This window comes from Neobacillus sp. Fa239, assembly GCF_055395235.1.
This window is the reverse complement of the sequence record NZ_AP041611.1, coordinates 1,667,091-1,690,546: the sequence shown is the minus strand read 5'-3', so window position 1 is coordinate 1,690,546 and position 23,456 is coordinate 1,667,091. Positions and strand designations below refer to the sequence as shown.

General features: G+C 37.1%; 20 protein-coding genes and 1 riboswitch. Of the genes, 3 read left to right on the top strand and 17 right to left on the bottom strand.

Annotated elements, in window-relative coordinates:
• Positions 1 to 517 precede the first annotated feature (517 nt).
• The 9 genes from add to ACZ5XR_RS07995 form a co-directional block, all read right to left on the bottom strand.
• Positions 518 to 1,510 carry an adenosine deaminase gene (gene add / locus ACZ5XR_RS08035; protein ID WP_464501139.1) on the bottom strand — a complete coding sequence of 331 codons (993 nt, stop codon included), beginning with the start codon at positions 1,508 to 1,510 and terminating at the stop codon, positions 518 to 520.
• Positions 1,511 to 1,576: 66 nt separating this feature from the next.
• Positions 1,577 to 1,674: riboswitch (purine riboswitch) on the bottom strand.
• A 256-nt stretch (positions 1,675 to 1,930) separates the two neighbouring features.
• Positions 1,931 to 2,359, bottom strand: coding sequence for a secondary thiamine-phosphate synthase enzyme YjbQ (locus ACZ5XR_RS08030; RefSeq protein ID WP_464501138.1), 429 nt, complete (start codon positions 2,357 to 2,359; stop codon positions 1,931 to 1,933).
• 4 nt (positions 2,360 to 2,363) lie between these two features.
• Positions 2,364 to 3,215: an amidohydrolase family protein gene (locus ACZ5XR_RS08025; RefSeq protein ID WP_464501137.1), complete on the bottom strand. Its 852-nt coding sequence runs from the start codon at positions 3,213 to 3,215 to the stop codon at positions 2,364 to 2,366.
• 31 nt (positions 3,216 to 3,246) lie between these two features.
• On the bottom strand, positions 3,247 to 4,104 hold the full coding sequence (locus ACZ5XR_RS08020; protein WP_464501136.1) for a carbohydrate ABC transporter permease: 858 nt from the start codon (positions 4,102 to 4,104) through the stop codon (positions 3,247 to 3,249).
• Positions 4,105 to 4,998 carry a carbohydrate ABC transporter permease gene (locus ACZ5XR_RS08015; protein ID WP_464501135.1) on the bottom strand — a complete coding sequence of 298 codons (894 nt, stop codon included), beginning with the start codon at positions 4,996 to 4,998 and terminating at the stop codon, positions 4,105 to 4,107. It lies immediately after the preceding gene.
• 102 nt (positions 4,999 to 5,100) lie between these two features.
• A complete protein-coding gene (locus ACZ5XR_RS08010) occupies positions 5,101 to 6,345 on the bottom strand; it encodes an ABC transporter substrate-binding protein (protein ID WP_464501134.1) in 1,245 nt (414 codons plus the stop codon).
• Between the two features lie 112 nt (positions 6,346 to 6,457).
• A complete protein-coding gene (locus ACZ5XR_RS08005) occupies positions 6,458 to 7,432 on the bottom strand; it encodes a phosphosugar isomerase (protein ID WP_464501133.1) in 975 nt (324 codons plus the stop codon).
• A 43-nt stretch (positions 7,433 to 7,475) separates the two neighbouring features.
• Positions 7,476 to 8,300: a sugar phosphate isomerase/epimerase family protein gene (locus ACZ5XR_RS08000; RefSeq protein WP_464501132.1), complete on the bottom strand. Its 825-nt coding sequence runs from the start codon at positions 8,298 to 8,300 to the stop codon at positions 7,476 to 7,478.
• 502 nt (positions 8,301 to 8,802) lie between these two features.
• A complete protein-coding gene (locus ACZ5XR_RS07995) occupies positions 8,803 to 9,525 on the bottom strand; it encodes a GntR family transcriptional regulator (protein WP_464501131.1) in 723 nt (240 codons plus the stop codon).
• Between the two features lie 280 nt (positions 9,526 to 9,805).
• Here ACZ5XR_RS07995 and frlD point away from each other — a divergent pair, with 280 nt between their 5' ends.
• Complete coding sequence (frlD, locus tag ACZ5XR_RS07990) at positions 9,806 to 10,591, top strand: fructoselysine 6-kinase (protein ID WP_464501130.1); 786 nt, start codon at positions 9,806 to 9,808, stop codon at positions 10,589 to 10,591.
• Positions 10,592 to 10,830: 239 nt separating this feature from the next.
• Here the strand turns inward: frlD and ACZ5XR_RS07985 are convergent, their stop codons facing one another.
• Complete coding sequence (locus ACZ5XR_RS07985; protein WP_464501129.1) at positions 10,831 to 11,634, bottom strand: fumarylacetoacetate hydrolase family protein; 804 nt, start codon at positions 11,632 to 11,634, stop codon at positions 10,831 to 10,833.
• A 393-nt stretch (positions 11,635 to 12,027) separates the two neighbouring features.
• On the opposite strand from ACZ5XR_RS07985, the gene ACZ5XR_RS07980 reads away from it, so the two are divergent.
• Together ACZ5XR_RS07980 and ACZ5XR_RS07975 are read left to right on the top strand one after the other, a co-directional pair.
• On the top strand, positions 12,028 to 12,912 hold the full coding sequence (locus tag ACZ5XR_RS07980; RefSeq protein ID WP_464501128.1) for a LysR family transcriptional regulator: 885 nt from the start codon (positions 12,028 to 12,030) through the stop codon (positions 12,910 to 12,912).
• A 102-nt stretch (positions 12,913 to 13,014) separates the two neighbouring features.
• Entirely contained in the window at positions 13,015 to 13,578 is a 564-nt protein-coding gene (locus tag ACZ5XR_RS07975; protein ID WP_464501127.1) for a GNAT family N-acetyltransferase, read from the top strand.
• Between the two features lie 345 nt (positions 13,579 to 13,923).
• Here ACZ5XR_RS07975 and ACZ5XR_RS07970 read toward each other — a convergent pair whose 3' ends face one another.
• The 7 genes from ACZ5XR_RS07970 to ACZ5XR_RS07940 form a co-directional block, all read right to left on the bottom strand.
• Entirely contained in the window at positions 13,924 to 14,736 is an 813-nt protein-coding gene (locus ACZ5XR_RS07970) for an SDR family NAD(P)-dependent oxidoreductase (protein WP_464501126.1), read from the bottom strand.
• 19 nt (positions 14,737 to 14,755) lie between these two features.
• Complete coding sequence (locus tag ACZ5XR_RS07965) at positions 14,756 to 15,148, bottom strand: MaoC/PaaZ C-terminal domain-containing protein (RefSeq protein WP_464501125.1); 393 nt, start codon at positions 15,146 to 15,148, stop codon at positions 14,756 to 14,758.
• A gap of 30 nt (positions 15,149 to 15,178) precedes the next feature.
• Positions 15,179 to 15,622 (bottom strand): MaoC family dehydratase N-terminal domain-containing protein, encoded by a 444-nt coding sequence (locus ACZ5XR_RS07960; protein WP_464501124.1) that lies wholly within the window; start codon positions 15,620 to 15,622, stop codon positions 15,179 to 15,181.
• Between the two features lie 34 nt (positions 15,623 to 15,656).
• Positions 15,657 to 16,160 (bottom strand): thiolase C-terminal domain-containing protein, encoded by a 504-nt coding sequence (locus ACZ5XR_RS07955; protein WP_464501123.1) that lies wholly within the window; start codon positions 16,158 to 16,160, stop codon positions 15,657 to 15,659.
• Between the two features lie 331 nt (positions 16,161 to 16,491).
• Positions 16,492 to 17,754, bottom strand: coding sequence for an RNA-guided endonuclease InsQ/TnpB family protein (locus tag ACZ5XR_RS07950; RefSeq protein WP_464501122.1), 1,263 nt, complete (start codon positions 17,752 to 17,754; stop codon positions 16,492 to 16,494).
• A 780-nt stretch (positions 17,755 to 18,534) separates the two neighbouring features.
• Positions 18,535 to 19,293: a hypothetical protein gene (locus ACZ5XR_RS07945; protein ID WP_464501121.1), complete on the bottom strand. Its 759-nt coding sequence runs from the start codon at positions 19,291 to 19,293 to the stop codon at positions 18,535 to 18,537.
• Entirely contained in the window at positions 19,286 to 23,077 is a 3,792-nt protein-coding gene (locus ACZ5XR_RS07940; protein WP_464501120.1) for a DEAD/DEAH box helicase, read from the bottom strand. Before ACZ5XR_RS07940 ends, ACZ5XR_RS07945 begins: the two co-directional genes overlap by 8 nt.
• Between the last annotated feature and the right edge of the window lie 379 nt (positions 23,078 to 23,456).

Below are 23,456 nucleotides of genomic sequence, written 5' to 3'. Positions count from 1 at the left end.
TTGTTGTTTTAATCCCCCTTTGCCTTGCTACATGTCTATCATATTCCCAAATAAAACGTTTTCATAGATTATGAAAGTTTATTAATTCTTTTTGTAAATAAAAAAAGTAAGCAGTACCGAAAATGCTTACAGAAAGTTTTTTTATCAAGGCTCTGTTTATTCATTGTTGATTTTCGTGTAGGTATGAGAATCCATAGGCGGAGAAATTCCGGCTAATCTATAAATAGGAAGCTTAAGAAGCAGATATAAGGGGAGGATTTCCGATTATGCAAAGCAAAATGGCCCTTTTTTCACGTTTTTCGAGTCAATAGGCGGAATCTCTCCGTCTATTTTAGCCATTTTTAATAATAATTATCAATTAAGCGAAATTTTTCCGTTTATTTATCAGCTCGGATGGTTAACCTGATCCCCCAACCGATAAGTAATAAGGGATACCCATTCATACGCGAATTAGTATCCCTTTTAGCTTGTTATTTGATTGTTTCTACCTCAAAACCGACCACAAACAAATTTTCTTTTAATATTGTGCCAAGCACCAATCTTTGGTTTTTTGGTCGGCAAAAGATGCTTTTACACTGTTTAAATATATTTGTCGGTAATCCTCTTCGCTGAGATTAAATTCTTTATTCACTAAATGGATTTCTTTTAACATGGTAGTATCAGATACTGTTCTGTTATCCGTATTAATTGTCACTTTTATTCCATCTTTATGAAAATTATATATCGGATGGTCAGCATAATGTTGAACAGCTTTTGTTTGGACATTACTGGTTGGACACATTTCAAGCACTACTTGTCCTTCTTTCACTTTCCTATAAGCCTCTGCACATTCTTTAATAAATACACCATGTCCTATTCTTTCAGCACCCAATAATTCAACAGCTTCTAGGACGTTTTTACCTATACCCGTTTCACCTGCATGAATCGTGACCCTGTAGCCATATTCTTTGGCTAAGGCGATTGGTTCTACGAATCTTTCACAAAAACCTTCTTCTTCTGATGCACATAGATCAATTGCTACTACACCTTTACCCAGGAATTTTTTCCCCTTTTCAACCACCTCAAATGCACTTTCAACAGACATTGACCTCAAGCAAGACAGGATAATATTTCCCTTTATTTCGTAACAGCTTTCTGCTTCCCTCATCCCTTCTATAACGCTTTCGATAACTTCTTCAACATCTAGTCCATTTAATGTGTGAAGTAGTGGTCCAAATCTGACCTCCAAATATTTCACATTTTCCCTTGTTGCGTCCTCAAAAAGCTCAAAAGTAATTCTTCTTAAGCTTTCCTTGGACTGCATGACCAAATTGGGAAGAGAAAACCTTTTTAAATATTCATCTAGGGAATCACATTCCAAAGGAGCAATTAGCTCCTTTTGCAACTCTTTTTTATCATATGAGGGTAACTGGATGCCCTCCTTTTGGGCAATATCAATAATGGTTTCAACCCTAACGCTCCCATCCAAATGGCAGTGAAGTTCAATTTTAGGCAACTCTAAAAAGTTCATTTTGACCTCCAAATATAGTTTTTATATTTCAGAATAAAAAAAAAATTCCTGATTACGAAGAAAGTACAAGATTTGTATTTTCTTCGTAATCAGGAATTAGGTTCCTGGTAGAGACCTCCAAACCAAATTATTGGAGTTATACGAAATTTTATTAGATTTATAAACACTTAATTAAAGATAATAGAAAAATTTCAGACTGTCAATATAGTATCTAATACCGAGAAAACATAATGCAACAAAAATAATTATTTTCCTTCTTTAACAAGCCTTCACCGACTATTTTACATTATTACATAGCTTCCCATCGCAATCTACGCATTCTCTAATTTGCTCATTCTTTTCACTACCCTTTACCTAAATTATTTTGGACGCATTCGAAACCGAAGTGCGTCCATTTGAAAGTAAAGAATCAATTAATTCCTATTCTCCCATTACTTGAATAAAAATTTTTCTCACTTGTGGGCCATCAAATTCAGCTAAATAAATATCCTGAGAAAATTTGCGTTGAATTTTACCATCTTTAATAGGCATTACACAATGATTGCCACATAAAATAGATTTTAAATGTCCTGGCGCATTTCCACCTGTGGCACCATAGCTTGGCAGAAAATGTGCATGTACATAAGGAAAGTTTGTAGGTATTAATCTTTCCAACGTTTCTTCAATGTCAGTATATAAACAATCCAAATTCTCATTCACTATTATTCCTGTGGTAGTATGCGAGGTAATAACAAACACCATTCCATTTTGTATTCCTGAAGCATCCACAAAATCATGTACATCTTGGGAAACAGGAATTAGCTGAAATTCTTTCTCTGAAATGTATGCTTTTTCTATCATTTTAATCATTTTTTTATTCCTCCAATCCTAAGAATCTAACTGCATTTTCTCCAAGAATCTTTGCCTTTGTAGCAGGACGCCAATCGATAGAATCCAGACCTCTTTTAATCCTTGCTGTTCTAAATCTAGGATTGTTTGACCCAAACATCACTTTATCTTTAATATTGTTTTCAATCCATAATGAACCAAGCTGCTTTGTCAAAACCTCATTAAGGAAAATTTCAGGAGAGTCCATGTAAAGCATGGAAGTATCTGTATAAATATTAGGATATTTTAAGACCAGAGCTGTGGTCTCGAAAATCCAGGGCCATCCAAAATGGGCTAAGCAAAAACGTAATTCTGGGTATTTTAATGCAACTTCCTCAAAATTGAGAGGTTGGGAATATTTCATAAGACAATTAGGTTCCCATGACATACCGGCATGGAACATTATTGGCTTATTATATTCAATACATTTTTCATATATTTTATCCAACATAGGATCAGCAGGATAAAAGCCTTGTTTTGAAGGATGTAATTTTAGTCCCATTAATTTTAAATCTTTAAAGGCATACTCCAATACTTCTATTACATCTTTTCTAAAGGGGTCAACACTTGCGAACCCATAAAATAAATCTGGTGCGATATCCATCATTTTTCTAATCTCTTCATTACTTACAACACAACCTCCCATTTGCGTTGTTAAATCTAAGGGTAAAAGTACTAACTTATCAACACCAGCAAATTTCATTTGCGTTCTGGTCAGTTCTACGGGAAACTTAGACATTAAATCCCAACCCATAGCTTTTTTCCTAAACTTAAGTTCTTCTGAGTCCTCGCTGATTTCTTCATAAAAGCCAGGATGTACATGCATATCAATGATCATTATCGTTTTCCACCCTTCTCTATTTTTTTATCTAGCCTTTCACAGAACCATTTGTCAGCCCAGCAACAATATATTTCTGCATAAAAATGAAGATTAGCACTACTGGTAAAACAACCATACTGCCGAATGCCATCGATCTGCTCCATTCAATGCCATATCTCCCAACAACATTATAAATACCAGTCGTTAGCGGCCATTTTGTTGAGTCTGAAACATATGTGAGGCTGTAAACCATATCCCCATATCCAAATAAAAATGAGAAAACAAAGCATACAATAACACCGCCTGAGCTCATTGGAAGCATAACCCTAAAAAAAGATTGAAGAGAGTTACATCCGTCAATGCGCGCAGCTTCATCAATTTCTTTCGGAATGTTTAAAAAGTAAGTTCTCATCATCAAAACACAAAACGGAATGGCTAATGTGCAGTTTGATAAAATGGGTGCCCAATAGGTATTATAGATACCTACTTTTTTGAATATCATAAAGTTGGGTATTAGTGTAAATATTTGCGGAAGCATTTGTGATACTAGAAATAAGAAAATAATAATCTTAAAACCTCTTATTTTAAATCTTGCCAAGCCATAAGCAGCCAATATGGACAATATGGCTGAAATGATCATAGTTGCTCCAGAAATCAAAAAACTATTAAATAATGCTCTAGGTATGTCAAACGTCGTCATAGAAAGTTGTGTTGTGTATGCAGAGAAACTGGGGTGTAAAGGAAAAATTTCTGGGGGGCTTTTGAATACTGCTGTTTCTTCCTTTAAAGAACTGGTAAACATCCAATATAATGGAAATATCATAATAATAAAGCATATAACTGCAGTAAATGTACTTATGTATTTCCCTAATTTACTTTTAACTTTATAACTTTTAAAATAATTCATTTACATCAACTCATCTTTCCTTATCATTTTCGAATAAAAAATACCCACAATAAATAATATTAAGAATAAAATATTCGAAATTGCTGCACCTTCAGCAAAATTGAAATTAACGAAAGATGTATTATAGGATAGAATAGCCATGATTTCTGTTCCATTGACTGGTCCACCGTTTGTCATTACATAGACAAGTTCAAAAACTCTAAAAGTATAAACAAATCCCAATACTAATACCGCTTCAATAGAGGATCTTAATGCTGGAACTGTAATAGAAAAAAACTTTTGGAAGGCATTTGCTCCATCAATCTCTGCGCTCTCATAAAGATCTTTGGGAATATTGGCTAAACCAGCAGATAATAGAATCATATTAAATGGAACACCACACCAGATATTCGCAATAATGACAGATAACATAGCTGTATCTGGGTGCAACAACCATTCAACAGGTTTATCAATCACCCCAATCCATTGTAAAAATTCATTTGCAATACCGCCATTTACACTAAATATGAATTTAAATACGATTGCGCTAACTGTTGCAGGCAAAATATATGGCACCAACATAACGGCTCTCATAAATTTAAATGCTCTATTTTCCCTATTAAAAAGTACCGCTAGTAGAAAACCAAATGAAAATTGACAAATAATACATCCAATCGTAAATATAAAGGATTTCACTATAGCATTGATTAAAGAATCAGCTTTAAAAATGTTAATATAATTTTGAAACCCTATAAACTGTTTGTGATGACTCAGCAAGGTCATCACATCTACTTTTTGCATACTTATAACAAAATTATAGATAATGGGATAAAACATTAATGCACCCATGAATACTAATGCTGGAAGAATATATAAGTATCCAATTCTGTCACCTTTGGAAATTTTCTTGAACATAAACATCACCTCACTGCACAAAGTCAGTACATTACCATTGAGAGAAGAGGTACTTTTCAAAAGTAAATCGATAGTACCTCTTCAACTATTTACCTATTAATTTTACTTATCCTTATATTTCGCTAGCGCTTCATCTATCGCTTGTTGGGCTTTTTTAAGCGCTACCTCTGGTGTCTCTTGTAATGATAATGCGCCTTGAATAGCTTGTTGATAGGCTACTGATACTTCTGGATAAGCAGGGGTAACGTCTCTAGCTCTTGTATGAGGAATCATTTCAATAAATGGCTTCCAGTTTTCATCCTGCGTATACTTTGGATCCTGTAATGTTGATTGTGATGCTACAAATTCATCTGTGGAATAGTTCCATTCACCATTTCGATCGTAATCTAAGAACCATTTCAAAAATTCAGCAGATTCTTTAACATGCTTCCCTTTAACGATGGCTAAATTTTCACCGCCGTATACGGATGCAGTTGTAACATCTGAAGGTATTTTTGATACTCCAAAATGAATTCCATTCGTTTTATAATCTGTAAATCTCCATGGGCCCATAACTTCCATGGCAATTTTTCCATTTGAAAATTGTGTTGACAATTCTCCTTGGCTCCAACTAATCGACTCTTTAGGCATAACTCCATCCTTAACCATATCTGCGAACATCGTTAAAGTTTTTTTACCTGCAGCACTATCAATCTTCATCGTTTGTCCACCTGCAGACCAGAAGAATGGTAGGAATTGATAAGTTGCTTCTTCACTAGCAACGGCTGACATGCCAAATCCATATACCCCGTTTTTCGTTAAGGCCTTTGCTGCTGATTTTAACTCTGCAAAATTTGTTGGAGGTTTTACTCCAGCTGCAGCCAACATATCTTTGTTATAAACAATCTCAAGATTATTTGATTCAACTGGTAAAGCATAGATCCTTCCCTTATACATACCAGTTTTTAAGATTTGAGGAAAATAGGATTTTGTGGTTTTCCAATCTTTTACTACATCTGTAATATCCTCAAACATTCCCATTGCGGAATAAGCAACATTATCGCAGTTGTCTATAAGGACAATATCAGGTAATGAATCGGACGCTGCGCTAATTGTTAGCTGTTTCTTAAAATCACTAAAAGGCAGTACGGAAACAGTAACATGAGTTGTTTTGCTTTGAGCATTAAATTTGTCCACATAGTCTTGGAATTTCTTTTGAATACTTTCCGTACCAAAATAGTGCCATATTTTTATTTCCTGCTTTCCACCACCAGAAGCTTTCTCTGTCGTTTTTGCATTGTCGCACCCCGCTAGAATGCTAAACATGAATAATGCAATAACAAATAAAAAAGTACTAACCTTTTTCAAATAAATTCCCCCCTTAAATATTTTGAGAAAGTTTAACGTACCATATTTAGAGTTTTTTTCCAGGTAAAAATATAGCGGTCTTTTGATATTCACCCCCTTAGAGACTATTAATCTAATATTTCACTTTCCACATGTATCTACGATTTGAATATGGATGTTTGTTAACTTTGGAAAGTTCTCTTAAAAATAGGTTGTTTAAAACAGGAGCAAATAATAAATGATTAAAATACTCCGACACACAATCACTTATTCTATTAATACCTAAATCTTTTGCATCCAAAACAAATAACTTCTCACCATAAACCTGTAAAAAATTTAATGCCCTTTCATCTACTGCTCTCGTTCTTCCTTCACTCATTAAAAAGAATAATGGTGTATTTTTATCAATGGCCTCAAATGGTCCATGCAGCAATTCACCATGATTGACAGTTGGTGAATGGATCCATTGCATTTCCATCAAGTTGCATATCGAGAATATATAGGCAGCCCCCATTGAAGGTCCAGCACCTAATACATAAATACAATCTTCGTTTTTGAAAGCCTCTGCAAAAGCTTTTGCACGAGGTTTACAGAACTTAACCGCATCCTGATAAATGTCGTCCAGTATTTTAAACGCTTTCATTGCATCTTCATAATGCTCATATCCTTCAAACTGCTCCAGAATTTCAAATGCCATTCTAAGCGCAACACTTGAGTTAACTTCTTCTGCTCTTGAATCATCTTCAGCAATACTTTGATATTTATATATGTAATCACAAATCTCTGTTAATTCTGAATCCTGCACATAAAGTGCAAGGGTTACTGCCCCTGCTTCCCTTGCTACCCTTACGGCTTCGATCGTCTCTGGTGTTCCTCTCATGGAGCAACTAATTACGATTGCATTAGGACCGCAATTTTTGGGCAATGCATGGACAAATTCATTGCTAGTAAACATCCCGGTCCTTAAAGTAGTGGACTCATGTTCCAACAAATAGAACGCAGGATAAAATCCACCGTAAGATCCACCACATGCTACAAAGTACACGGTATCGATTTTTTTCCCGGACCCTTGTTCTTTAATTGAGCTGATGATTTCTTTTATTTTCATCCTCTTTTCCCACCTTTCTGTTTTTGAAGGTGCCCCATTTATACTAGAGCCCTCTAGCCCTGAACCATCCTAAACTTTTAGCATACGCGGGCTCCGGGTTTTGATGATATCTGTCACTTAAAATTTCCAGTGATAAATATCCTTCATAACCAAAGTCCTGTAAATCTTTTAAATACTTATCTAACGGCAATATTCCATCACCAAGCGCCAGATGGCCACCCGGCATACCATCAACAAAATGTACGTGACAAATATCTTTTCCCATTAACTCTAAATACTCTTTTGCACCTTCACCTACACGTGCAGCCATGTCCACATCAACCATCGCTTTTAGATTAGGTCCGCCCACTTCATCCATCATCCTCTTTAAGTCTTTTGCAGTAATACATAGATTGGTAGTTGCGGCTGTCAAATGTTCTAGCATAATCGTTGTCCCCATTTTCCCCGCGTAGTCAGCTAATATATGTAATGAATCTACACAACGTTTCCAAGCCTCATCAACAGACTCATTTCGATATCCCTGGCCTACAGTAACTAAAGTTTTAGGTGCTTCTACTTGGTTAGCAATTTCAAAAGCTCTTTTCATATAGGCCATACTCCGATCCCTTACTGTTTTCTCTCTTGAGGCAATATTGATAGGATACATGCATTGCTCTGGAGTATAACAAATGACTTTTTTATTATGTTCTTTAATTTTTTTATAAATTTGATCTACCATCCCAGGTGTGCATTCGTCTTGATATAAGTGAGGACCAGCACCCCATAGTTCAATATTCTCAACCCCAAGTCTATCCATTGAGTCTAAGAAATAATTGAAATCGAACAACCAATAGGCAAAGTTGCCGCAAACAACACTTGACATATTCATACACTTTCCTCCAAGGAACAAGTTTTATTTAGTATTACGAGCATGGCAAAATTAGGGCTAAATGGATTTATTTCATTATTCTTGTGAGATTCTTAAGAGGGAATAATCGATTCATTTTTCTTGTGAGTTTCTTGGGAGGGTATAATTGATTCATTTTTTTGTTGAGTTTCTTGAGGAGGCATTAATTGATTCATTTCATTTTGCTTGTGAGATTCTTGAGAGGGAATAATGATTCATTTCTTTTTCGTGTGAGATTCTTGGGAGGAAATAATTGATTCATTTTGCTTGTGAGATTCTTGAGGAGGCATTAATTGATTTTCGAATTAATACCATTGCAAACAACTCATTACTACACATATTGTATCATATTGTCTTAGCCAGTCAATATATATATTTAAAATTTTCAAAATATTTAAAAATAGAAAACATCTAATTCTTAGCAAGTTATCCAAATAATAAAATAAGTCCCTGCCTATGAGAAGGCGGGGACTATGTACAATCATTATATTTTGAAAGGGATTACCATCTCATATCTATCTGCATTTATGATCTGCTTGCATGTATGCACCGGAATGTTATTCTCATCTTTGTTAAAATCATTTTGTAATATTAGTGCCTGCTTCGGCTGTACATCTAGTATTTTAGCCTCCTCTTCCGAAGCATAGCATATATTTATTGTTTTTATTCCTTGGTTAATATTCACCCCATGTTTATTAAGATGTTTATTAATGGAACCCGTCAAATCTTCTGAAAGCAAAAAAGAATATCTCGTCGGGAAATGACTTTCCTCAATGATCACCGGAACTCCATCAACCTTTCTAACTCTAATAATACGGATAATTCGTTCTTCTTCTTGTAGATTTAGTTTTTCAACATCACTTATTGGGGCAATAATAAAATCAACTTTAAGAACTTCTGAGGAAGCCTTATATCCTTGCATTTCACAAAGTTGAGTAAATCCCATAAAACTCCCCGACGTTCTCAGGAGTTTCCGAGTGGCTACAAAAGTTCCTTTTCCTTGTTGTTTTACTAGTATTCCTTCTTCAGCTAATAAATCAACTGCCTTTTTTACTGTTATACGACTCACATCATACTTTTCACTTAATTCTGGTGCCGTTAATATTTTATCATTCTCTTTTAATATTCCCTTATTTATCTGTTGTTTTATTATATTTGCCAATTGTTGGTACAGAGGAATACTACTTTCCTTGTTTAATATAACCATCCTACTTCCTCCCTCAAATTATTTTCCATAATTCCGACTTCGGAACATATGTATGGATCTGGCAACTTTCGGAAAAAATTTCTAGAAATCTTGTAATAAGTTAAATATATTCAATTATATTGTATTATAACAATATAGATTGTCAACATCAGTTAATGGCCCTACTTAGTAAAATTAACTCTTCACAGCTAATTTTAAGTTTGCTATATTATATATGTATTGACATAATTTGTTATATGTTGTTATATGCTATATATCATTGATGGGGGTGGGTCAAAAAATGAGGATAGCTGCTTTAGGCTTTTGTTGTATCGATATCTATGAAAATATTAATAGACATTATGCAACAGGGAATGGAATTGATTGTATTATTAATCTTGCTAAAAAAGGGATTAAATCTTCGGCTGTAACCGTAGTGGGTGCAGATCAGTACGGGAAAGAAATGTTAGAAACATTGAACCATTATCATATTGATACTTCGCATACACAAGTTCGGGATGGTGCTACTTCGATTTACCGTATGGCTCTAGAAAACGGTACAGAAAGGGTTCATTTGGAAAACATTGAAGGTGTAATGGAGAATTATGTTCCAACACGAGAAGACATAGAATTTGTTAAACAGCATGAATTTGTACATACAGATTTAACTGGTAAAGTATTGCACTTATTACCAGAAATCAAAAAGGCAGGATGCAAAATTGTATTTGATTTTTCGATTAGAAAAAATGAAGATAATTTGCAAATAGTTTTACCATATGTTAGCTATGCTTTTTTCTCATGTGATAGAAAGGACGATTCTATCAAAGATTTTCTGATTCATGCAAAATCTTATGGACCTGAATTAGTAACGGCCACTTTTGGTGAGGAAGGCAGCATGTGTTATGATGGTCATCATTTTTATGAACATGGTATCAATATTGTGCCTGTTATCAACACTGTTGGTGCAGGAGATTCCTTTATAGCTGGTTTTATATATGGAATTATGAAAGGTTGGGATATTCCTGCATGCCTAAAGAGTGGTGCAGATCTATCATCAGAAATTGTCCAATTATTTACCCCCTACTAATAATTTTTGGTTCAATTACAATCTACGAGAACAAAATTCCACAAATTTAATTCGCAATATTCTGAACTGCACTCCAATTGTTAGACACATAGCTAACAATTCGAGGTGCAGTTTTTTATGTAGAATTTATATCAGGACAAAATTGAAGCAGTTTTTGCTTGGGTGTGTTAAATACGTTTTAGCCCATATCAGTGTAAAAAAAATGGACGCCTCACCGGCACCCATTCATCACTCTTTTACTATCTTACATTATTACTTAACTTACCAATTTTTTCCACTTCCACTGTTACAAAGTCACCTGATTTCATTGGACAACTGCCAGAAGGGGAACCAGTAGCCAAAACATCACCTGGTTCAAGGGTCATAACTTGTGAAATCCAGCTAATCAGAAAAGGTATGGAAAGAGACATCTGATTGGTATTACCCTCTTGGACAACTTCACCGTTTAACTTTGTAACGATGCGTAAATTGGTTGGATCAATACCTGTCACAATCCACGGACCCAACGGGCCAAAAGTGTCAAACCCTTTGCCGCGTGTAAACTGAGGATCCTTTTTTGTAAGATCTCTTGCCGTTACGTCATTAAATATGGTACAGCCAAAAACATAATCCATTGCCTCTTCTTCTTTTATGTTTTTGCCTCGTTTGCCGATAATGAGTGCCACTTCCCCCTCCAGCTCCACCTGATTGGTTAAATCACTTGATGGAAGAACAATATCCCCACCATTTGGAATCAATGAAGTTGTCGGTTTTAAAAACAAAAATGGCTCTTTTAGATTTGCCGTTCCCCCGGTTTCCTTTGCGTGTTCCGCATAGGTCCAGCCGAAATTAATCACTTTTGAGGGTGCTACAGGCTCCAAAATTTTCACATCATTAAATTTAACTTTTATTCCATCATAGTTTAATTCATTGTTTACAATTTCAGTAAAACTACTGGACAATTGTAAAATTTCATCATCCTCAACCATACCATAATAAATTTTGCCACTATGGTTCTGATAACGAACTAGTGTCTGTGTTTTTTGTAATAACTGCGTTACCAAACTAACCAACTCCATCTACAAATTTCAATGTTATTTACCCGAAACAATGATTCAACTAACTAGAGATCGAAACATTCATCATTAAAGTAAACAATCTGTGTAAGAATCTTATTACCTTGAATACTTTCAAAAAAATGTTTTGCTTCTTTTTCATTGGTAAACTCATACATTCTTAAACTTTGTCCATTTTTAAACACAGTGATATTCCACATACAAAAAACCCCTCACTTTTTCGTCAATTTTTATATTTGTAAGTATTTTTTAGTCATTTTCATTTCCAGAATTATAGATTGCTTACAAATAAGGATAATGCAATAATAGAAATAAATGAAATACCAATAAATTATATTTACTTATAAGAAATTTTTATATCTAATAAACAGGGTGTGAACAATGGAATACCGTGATTGGGAAATACTGAAAGTTCTTCATAGAGAAAAAAACTTAACAAAAGCTGCTAAGCTTTTGTTTATAACTCAACCTGCATTAACCAATCGTATCAAGCATATGCAAGAGGAATTAGGGACGACCATCGTCACGCGTGAAAGTCGGGGGATCCATTTTACCCCGCAAGGTGAGTACCTTGCCCAATGTGCGGAGGAGGCCCTTGCCCATTATCAAAAAATAAAAGAGAATCTGCTCAATATGGGCAGTACAAAAGATAATGAAGTGGCAGGTATCCTTAAATTGGGAGTATCCAATTTTTTCGCGAATTATAAACTTGCTCATATTTTGAAATTATTTAAACAACAGTATCCTCATGTGGAATTCAAAGTGATCACAGGGTGGAGCAAAGATGTTTCTCAACTTGTGCATAACAATGATGTTCATATTGGCTTTGTTCGAGGAGATTACAGTTGTCGGGGATTATTGAAACATCAATTATTTGAAGAAACCATATGCGTCACATCCAAGGAAGAAATTGCCATCGCGAATCTTCCTCATCTTCCTAGAATCGATTACAGAGGAGACTACTTATTAAAATCCTTAATTGATAATTGGTGGGCCGAAAACTTCACACAATCGACTTTTGTCAGTATTGAAGTCGACCAAGTGGATACTTGCAAGGAAATGGTTAAAAATGGATTAGGCTATGGTATTCTCTCGAGCCGGACACTTAGCGGGATCGAGGATTTATGTAAAATTGATTTAATTGATAAAAAAGGGAATCCTATTTTGCGGCGAACGTGGATTTATTATCATGAGCGATCTATGGAATTGAATGTGGTAAGAGCATTCGTACAATTTATAAAAGATTTGGATTGGAAAGACATGTAAAATAATGGATTATGTTTTTTCGCTGGACTGGCTGGAATCGAACCTGGCAGAGCTGGCACGCGCCTCTCAAGCTATTAAGTAGGTACATGGAAGTGATTACCATTGATAACCCCATTTGAAAACAATGAAATTCCTATTCTTGAAACAGAACAATATCTTTTAAGAGGTCTTACACTTGAGGATGCCCCGGCATTATTCGATTTTATGAGTGATGCTGAGACAATGAAATTTGTCACTCCTCACCCTGTAAAAACACTCAGAGAAATGGAAGAGAAAATAAAGGGTCATCTTGCAAACTTTCAAAAGGAGAAAGAAATTCCTTGGGTGATCAACGAAAAAAGCAGCCGTGAAGTGATTGGCATGTTTCGCCTTCATAAACTCCACATGTGGCATAGAAAAGCAGAAATGGGAGCATATTTGCACCAAGACTATCACAAAAAAGGTGTTATGACCGAGGTCTTAAAGACAATATTACCTTTCGTATTTAAGGAACTTGGACTAAATCGCATTGTCGGAGATTTATTTGCAGAAAATCAGGGTTCAAAAAAGCTTCTTGAAAAATTTGGCTTTCATCAAGATGGAATCCTTAGGCAAACAGACTTTGATGGTTTCAAATTTCACGACACCATCGTTTACTCATTATTAAAAGAAGAATTCAACCAATAGAAGCCAAAACAACCTTTAATGAGTTTCTTTAGAAAAAACACTAGAATTTTCCCAAAGGAATCACTTGTACCTTTGTCAAATCCACAAAAAATGAAGGAAGCAGAGAATTAGGATCATATCCACCTGCTTTTCCTTCATCTTTTTTTAATGCCCCTGCCAAGGAACTTCATTTTATCACTTTACAGACTTGCTTGCCACGCCTTTCCCTTTATTAGAAATAAATAAATCAGTTAACTCTCCGCTCCTGCTTCTGCCAATATTGATCGCGAAGGTGGCGTTTTAAGATTTTTCCGGCAACGTCATCCTCACGTATTCTACGTGATGCATTGGTTGCTGGCCAAACTATTAGGTGTACATCCCACCGTTAATATTGAGTACCTGTCCATTTACATAATTCGATAATGGCGAGGCGAGATAGAAGATTCCTTCAGCTGCTTCTCTCATTGTTCCAGCTCGCTTTTGCGGAATCGATTGCTCGAACATCTTTCTGACCTTTTCCGGAATCCCGACTGCCACCCCATCAACGGATTCCCCTTTTTCCTTCGGTTGAGTCAAGCGTGTATCGATCATTCCAAAAGCAACGGCATTACAATTAACATTGAATCCTGCCCATTCCTTCGCAACTGTTTTCGTAAGACCGATTAATCCCGCCTTTGCTGAGGCATAATTGGCTTGCCCAACGTTGCCCATCACTCCGGCAACAGATGAGACATTAACGATTTTCCGATAATGGACCCTGCCTGCCTCGATATCCCTCTTACCAGCTTCACGAAGGAGAGGCGCAGCTTCGCGAATCAATCGGAACGGAGCAATGAGGTGAATGTCAAGCATCTTTTGAAATTGGTCATCGGACATTTTATGAATTAAATTATCCCACGTATATCCTGCATTGTTGACGAGAATATCCAGCTTTCCAAAAGCTGAAACCGTTTCTTCCAAAATCTTTTTTGGAAAATTACTTTCAGTGACATCACCGACAACAGAAATAGCCTTCCCACCTTTTGCCGTAATGGCTTGTAAAGTTTCTTCAGCAACCTGATGGTCCTTATCGGAAATGACCACCTTTGCACCATGCTCCACCATGATTTCAGCTAATGCTCGGCCTACACCGCGTCCTGACCCTGTAATAATCGCAACTTGATTTTCTAGTAAACTCATTTATTCTCCTCCATTCCCATTATTCGTTATCATCCTTTACGACTTCAAAAACCCCTGTTAGCTTCACTTGCTCATTGCTTTTTACGGCCAATTCGCCTACCCACTTTGATTCGCCGTCACGTTCTATTTCATCGGTAATTTGTCCTGTGATCGTTAGCTTTTCACCCGGATGAGTCATATTTACAAAACGAACCTTAAATTCTCGTAAATTTTGACGTGGAAACCATTGTGAAAGTGCCTGACCGGCAAAGCCCATCACGAGCATTCCGTGCGAAATCACGTCATCAAGACCCGCTTGTTTGGCAACAGGAACAACGGTATGAATCGGGTTAAAGTCACCCGAAGCTCCTGCATAACGAACTAATTGAGTATGGGTAATCGGCGGTTTTTCCACCGGTTGAAGGTTTTTCATCGTTTCGCTCCTTTTAAAAAGAATGATAGTTTATGTTCTTTCGATTACGACGGATCTTGAAACCAATACTAATTCGTCATCCTGATTCTTGTATTTCGTTTCAATGGTAAATAGTTTCATTTTTCGTTTTTCAATCGCCTTAGTAACTTTGCTGCTGCACTGAATCCTATCGCCCCCACATATCTCTCCCACATAGGTATACTGCATTTCACCATGAAGCACTTTCAGTGGATTGAGTTCGAGTACGTAGATTAGTTGCTCAAAATCAGGACCGGCCCACATATCGATTGCGGTTGCAAACGTAGGGGGAATCGGAACATCGCGAAACCCGGCTTTTTTGGCCTCCTCAACACTGTAATAAATGCTGTTATCATCGCCAATTGCTTGAGCGAATTCTTTAATTTTCCCTCGTTCAACGGTGTAGCTGTATGGTGCAAACTCGAGTCCAATTTTATTGGAAAGATTATTTAACATTTTTTTCCTCCTTTAAAACTATGAATGAATACCCTTACCCTTTTTGATACATAGTCACCACGCAAGCACCGCCGAGACCCAGATTATGCTGGAGGGCCACCCTCGCTCCTTCGACTTGGCGATTCCCTGCTTCCCCGCGCAAATGCCAAACTAGCTCCGTACATTGAGCCAAACCGGTTGCACCAAGGGGGTGTCCTTTTGACATTAATCCGCCGGATGGATTAATAACAAATTTCCCGCCATACGTATTATCTCGATCATGAATGAATTTCTCTGCTTCGCCTTCGCCACAAAGGCCCAATCCCTCATAGGAAATGACCTCATTCGGTGTAAAACAATCATGAAGTTCAACGATATCGACATCTTCTGGACCAGCACCCGCTTTTTCATACACCATTTTCGCAGCACGAGCCGTCATGCTATAGCCGACTAAATGGAGATGATCCTTGTAGGTATCAGGTTGATCCGTCGTCATGGATTGAGCGATAATTTTCACAGTCTGATTGAACCCATGTTTTTTCGCAAAAGGGATTTGCAATATGTTCTCTAAAGAGCTGCAAACTTAAAATCAGGTGCTTACATTGATTCTGAGGATATTCCATGTTTGGGCCAAATTATTAAGGAAAAAGAGTCTATCATACAATCAAAATCAAGTTACAAAAATAAGATCCAAATGATTGAAAAGGATATCATCATCTCTGCCTTAAAAGAAGCAAAAGGGATTGACTTCTTCCCATGCATAAATGCAGGGGATTCTCTTTTAAACCTTCATCAAAGCTGCCTTTCATCCAGGGAATCAAGGTCTTATGACTTCTCCAGTTCATTACGACATGTGGTAAAAACCTCATACCGCAGCCCAATCATAGGCACTACGCCACTGCTAGCTTATACTTATTACTCTTCGCAATAGGTACAAGGTTCACTCGACGATACTTTGTATCCTTGAATTGTGGAATGGGTCTATATTTTGTCAATCTTCTATTTAATGATTTATCTAATATGTTTACGGCTCCTACCACATCACGATGTCCTTTTGCACCACAGGTGCAATAGAAATTTCTATCTTCTTGCTTACGAAATTTACCGCAAGTTGGGCATGTTCCCGATGTATAAGATTCTTCCACAACCTCACTTTCTATCCCTCGAAGTTTTAATTTATATTTGATTTTTTCTGTCAATCTACCAAAACTCCAGTTGGAAAGCTGCTGGCTAATTTCTTTTCGAGTATTCTTTTTGGTATTCCTTTGAACACCATCAGGTGATCCAATGAAAAGAGTTTTGATGTTGTTTTCAACACACCAATCTTCTATCATTCTTGAAATGCTATGCTCTAAATATTCAATTTTCCGTTCCATTTTTTCTAGAGAACGGCGTTTACGTAAAATCAATTTATATCGAGCGTTCCAACCTTTTTTCTTTCTATCAATTCGTTTTGAGAACTCTTTTAATCTTTTATTGCGATATCTTGTTACAGAACGAAGCTCTTTTCCAGTGATAATCAAATGGGTTTTACCATTACTCAATGTAGCAGCATGAATTAACCCTAAATCACAACCAGCTTTACCATTACCTCCAACTTGTTTTTGCTTTGGTTCTTCTACCGTAATATGCATCCAGTATTCATTTTTATGCCACACAATTTCAGCGCTTTTAATGGAATCAAATTTAATATGGTTCGGCTTTGGTATTATTAGCTTCGATTGTTTTCTTCCATTACTAAATTCAATTGTTCCGCCTTTCATACTAATAGCTGATTTTTTGTATTTAACAGAAAAAAACTTCTTGTGCTTCCAAGGATATTTCCATTGTTTTTCGCCTTTTGAACGAAGGTTGCGTGTTCTTTCGCATGTTTCTTCGTGAAGTTCAATAATGGCTTGAATGGTTTGGGCATGAAGCTTATGAGATTTGGCATTGAACCATTTTTTCTTTTCAGAAGCACTTGTCCAAACTTTATAGACATCATACAACCACCAATGGAGGTCCAGTATGTCATTCCATAGATTTGCCGCTTCTAAACGCAAATGATCTACCAGATGTCTTTCTTTATCAGTTAATCGCAACGGAATTTTTTTTACAACAATATCCCCTTTGGTCTCGTTTTTCTTTTCCTCTTTTAGTTTTTTCCTTTTCACGTCTCTTTTCACCTTCTTCAAACAGAACATTTGTTCCCGCACTTAAATTTTACCAAAAACACCCAGCAAAGTCATGCGATATCCCTTGAATTAACAAAAAATACAGCTTATATCCCCATATCTGAAGAAAGGGGTTTTACGCTGTATTTTGATATTCCAGGGAAAAAGACGAAAGTTAGGGTAACCTTAATTTGTTTACCCTTACATGTTTACTTCTTTACTAACCTATTATCATGATGTTTCATGCCTTGGTAAAAACTAATCTTCAATTGTGTTATCAAAATGCCAATTAGGGATACGTATTAATAAAAAGCCTTTTTCATCGCAATAATCGTTTTTAATTTTACTCTTTTTTTTGTTTGCGAAATTAACCTATTCTTTTAATATCTTAAGGACATTCCACAATTGGGATCACGATTGTCAATAATACTCATGTGTTTCCAAATAAGCAAAAAAGAAGCTGCCCATCATTTCGAGCAGCTGATTAAATAACTTATGTAAATCATATAAAATTCAATGTTTTAATGTTTCTTCATTTAAATTATATTTTCAACTCTTCCTTCGAAACGCACCATATAATTCTTTTGAACAGGTAAAGACGTTCTTGACAAATCATAAGCATAACGGACTAAAGAGACACCCTTTTTGATAAGAATGCTCTCTGTTAAGCTTTCGTCATACACCTTTAAATCATAAATCATAGAAAAGTGCCTGTCACAACCCGAATAATGTCAATGAATTCAACAAATAGTGGTTTGTGACAGTGGCACATATTTCAATTCACTCAGAAACTTCATCTAACCATTTTTCCCGCCAATCCACCCGTTCCTTCTCTTCTATTTGTTTTTCGAGCGTATCATCCCATCGCCCGAGCCATGTATTCCATACCCGAGCGTAAAAAATATCCTGTTCTTTATTGTACAATTGAAATTCTAGGCATGGTATATGTTCAACCATTTGTTGGTTGAAGCTATTTACTTCCCCCACTACTGTTTGAAAGCCGTTTTCCACCAGCCCGTTTTCTCTCTCGGTGAGAACTTGCAAAATTCGCTCCGCATTGATCAGAACCTGATTATTTGCATACCGAAAAAGTGGCAATTCTTCGTTTGTATCTAGTAAAGGTTCGGTCAGCTCTGGCCAAAACTCATCATGAACCGGACTGTAAGATAGCACTGTCCACTCTTCTTCCAATTCCTCGACAATGATTCCTGCCTTTAGCTGCTCATGCCCTTTCGATGTTAGCTTGTAGCTTTCTTTTTCCAGACGAATCAAGCCCATTCGCTGCATTTTATCAAGTAAATCTACAATGAATCGCTCCTCTACCAGCAGCAGTTCGGACATATTGGCTGCTCGGCGTATTTCGGCCTGTTCAATAGTAAGTAGCATCATTTTCATAAGGATATCCATTTTAGACCGCTTTACCCGCTTAAATTCCACATCATATGTCATTACCGGTAAATGCCATATTATTGACTGCTTGATTTGGATGGCTGGATTTTCAATTAAAATGGACCTTAAATCCTTTATTAATTTATTCATGCAAACCCACCTCTTCCAGTTTACGCAGTCCATGTTGTTTTTTCACAGCTTCTAATACGTGTGTATACATCTTTCTCGTATCCTTATGTTTGGTCCGTTCGGTAAACATCTTTGTACTGCCGATTAACACAAGCAGTTCTCTTGCACGTGACAAAGCGACATTTAGCCTGCGATAATCTTTGGCAAAGCCGATGTCACCCTGATTATGATCGTGATTGCGCACCATGCTTAGTAGAATCACATCCATTTCCATCCCCTGAAATCTGTCCACTGTCCCCGTGCGAATCGTTAAGTGGGGCAAACGAAGCTCCTGATGTATCATGCGGTCAATCCTTTTTACCTGTTCACCGTAAAAACTAATGACGCCAATACTTTTTTTCTCATCCGCTTCCATTCTACCCGCTTGCTTTGCCTTTGCCGCCGCTTCATCCAATTCCTTCAGCAAGGCACCAATCCTCCGCAATTCAGCCGGATTATACAGGCTTTTTCCGCCTTTCATTCTTTCTTCGAAAAACGCAGGCTCGTTCGGCATATCCAGCCATAAGAGATGATTGTTCCGTTGAATAAGCAGTGATTCAAGCATGTGATCCCGTTCCAAATCAGAGTCGTCTAAGCCACATTGAAGTCGATCATTTTCCTGTTCATAAAACGGGGTGATTGTTGCCATAATGTTTTCATGCATCCGATATTGGATGGCAAGCATGGTTTTATTTGTTTTCGGCAGGTTTTTAAACAACCGTTCAAATAGTGACTCATTTAACAGCTTCTTTAATTCAGCTTTTCCTTCAAAATCTTCACTTTCTTCCGCCATTTCCTGTAGCGTTTCCTCCAGCGTATCATCCCCTAAAAGAGGTGGCAGCTGATGATGATCGCCGACTAAAATGATTTTTTTCCCTTTTAACATCGGCAAAAGCAGCTCTGGCGGGGTAGCTTTTGACACTTCATCAATGATGACAACATCAAAAACAGGGTAGCTTTCGATAAAATCTCTGCGGGCGGATGCCACGCATGTTGTTCCTATTACATTTGAATGCTTCACATAGAGTTTTCGAATTTCATTCAAGTCATGTTCATTTGCATCTTTCAGCAAGCTACGCCACATCCCCTGGATGGATTGGAATAGCGGAAGCTTCTTCTTTTCCTGTTTTAATGACTCTCGTGTAAAAGAAATACTCGCCAAATTTCGTAATACCTTTTCGTGCTCCTGCTCCGGTTTTGTAGATAGGATTTCTTGTATTGGTGCCAGTTCTTCCTCTTTTTCGTTAATCATACTAGACAGCTTTTCAAGATGGGCTACGATTTGAGTTTGCAGCTGCTCCGTTTTTTGAAGTTGAAGGGCTTCTTTTGCATGTTTTTGGCGATTATGATCAACCCGTAGTTTAGCTTCCTTAAACTGCTCTTTCCTTTGTTGAAGTTCTAATGCTTTTGTTTCTTTTTGCTGAAGCAATTCTTTTACGTTTGGGATTATTTCTGCTGTCGCCATCACTTGCATATGCTTGTTTTGTAGAAAAGTAAGCTTTGTGCTTTGCTCGTCCAAATCCCTCAGCCACTTTTGGTGGATCATTTTATTTTCATCCTGTAACGGCTGAAGCTGCCCAATCAATTCCTGCTTTAAATGCTGCATGACCTCTTCAGCCATTTTTTTATGTCCATTTGGCTTTAGCCGTGCTGCTTTTTTCCAGACTGATTGTCTCCTGCCATATAATCCTTCAAGAAATGTTACAAGTCTTTGCGTAGAGATTTTTGAGCTACCTGTTAATTCTGTTCTCAGTTTGTCTAAGAATTGATCAATTTCCACAGCGGTAGTAGAAACGGAAACCACCTTATTCATTCGCTGCTGTAGCTGGACGATTGAGATATGCTGCTCCAAAAGCTGCTCAACATAGAAAATAGCGCGGTCTAATTTGTCATTATAATCTTTTAATTTATTCCACTGGTTTACTTCTTCGTGAATGTCTTCTCCCTCGCCAATTAACTGCTGAACTCGTAAAGTCCGTTTCATATTCTGTTCTAAAATAATCCATTTTAGGCTTTCTATTTTTTGAGCAGCTGCTATTCTTGCCGTTAGTGCATCTGTCTGATTCGTGATTTGCTTCCATTTTTCACATTCTACAGAAACCTGTTCCATGGTTTGTTTTTTTTCATAAATTTCAGCTTCTAGCTCCTTTAATGCAAGGCTATTTTGCAGCCGCACAATCTCTTGCTTGGTAGCATCCCACTCTTTTTGAATCCCACTTTCGTCAGGTTCACTTGCTAGAAAGATTTCGTCTTTTTCGATGATGTTATTCAACAGGCGAAGCGACTGCTCCATTTCATGGAAATGCCTCTGCGCCATTTTGTGCTCTTGTTCAGCACTATGCAAGTCCTTTTTATATTTTTCGATGATAGACTGAATTTCCCCATACTGTTGTACTGCCTTCTTTTTTGCTTCAACCTTCAGTTCTACTTGTTCAAGCACCTGCTGGAGTCGCTCTTGTTCCTGTTCATTTGCTGTCCATTCCGCTTCTATATCGATTTCTCGCTGTTTACGGGCTTCAAATTGGGTAGAAACTTCTTGTAGTGTATGGTCTTTCCAATATTGTCCAACATTTTCTTCTATGAACTTTTTACCTTCTTCTTCAATGCTTTCCGTGCGCCCAACCCGAAGAATACGGATGTCTTTATTTGCTAGCAATCGACCAAGTGCATTGTCGACAGCTAAATTTGACTGCGAAGCAACCAAAGTGCGCAGCCCAGCTTTTGCATTTTGGAGGCAAATTTCAGAAATAACCGTCGTTTTTCCTGTACCAGGTGGCCCTTGAATGACGTATAAGTCTTCAGCAGACATAGCGCCAATGACCGCTTCTTTCTGGAATTCGTTCAATCGATTATGAAATTGCAGCGATGCTCGGTTTTTCACAGCTTTAACCGGCGGCTTGTTTTCGAATAAAAGGCGCTCAAGCTCCGGATTCGCAGCCTGGCCATTTTCTAATTGCTTAAACCCTTGACGCAATCTTTTCACTTGGCTTAATGTTGCAAAATTACTAAAGACCACTTCCTTTGGATGGATGTCAAGCCGCTGCTGACGGGCCTGTCCCTCCATATACCCAAATAATTCCACTTCAACCGTGGAATCGGAACGGTTCGCTTTCAGTACTTTACCGATGTCCTGGTCAATTCCCTTGAGCCTGACGCTTAAATCCTTGAGTGACTCCCATTCCTTTTCATTCAGCTGGCAACCCGTAATGGTAACCCGGCTGAAATCATCATTGTATATAATCCTCGAATAGCGAGATGTCATATCAGGAATATCTGCCGACCGCTCCTGGATTGTCAAATAACCTTCCCAGCTCGCAATCCGCTTTTTCACATAGATTGAATTTTCCTTTTCAACCGGCATGTTGTGAATTAAATTCAGCAATTCAATCGGAACCGGTTCACCATGCTGAACGCTTAGATCAAACGTGATATCTACTGAAAGACGCCAATTAGACTGCAATGGTATATGCGCCGCTCTTGTCGTTACATTGGTCACAATAAATCGGTCCTGCTTCACAACACAATGCAAAACCACCACAATCCCATTACACGTATCTGCCAGCCTTACATTCTTCTTATTATCAAAAAACAAGGCAGCCGAAATACCGTGATCAGCTGACTGTGGATACTTCTCTATATAAACGTGAAATGACTTTTCCAATAAAAAAAACGATCGCTCATCAAACCCGAGCTCCCGCATTTTTTCCTTTGCCGTTTTTGTCAAAGTTAACGGACAACGATATGTCTTATTTTGCTTATTCGCCATGCGTCCACCTGCTTTATCTACACCAAAACGTTTTTGAATGGCCTATTCTATCATTCTATTTTAATCAATGAGAATAAAAAAGAAAAATTGTATGGTTACTGAATTATAGCATACTGATTATTAGATATTTAGGAGAGAAATGCGTTAACACATATTTCCTGCTGGTGGTAAATAGCTCCCATATTCCAATGTACATGTAAATCTTCAAGATGCAATAACCAACATAATTGGCCCGATATTATATATCTTATTTGTGTCCTTTCGATTTGGTGCTAAAACTGGTACCTATTTATGTAAAACTAGGACATGTCCCATACCATTTGCTTTATAGCAAAATAATATATAGAAAAAAGAATCATAAAGTTTTGTACACATTATT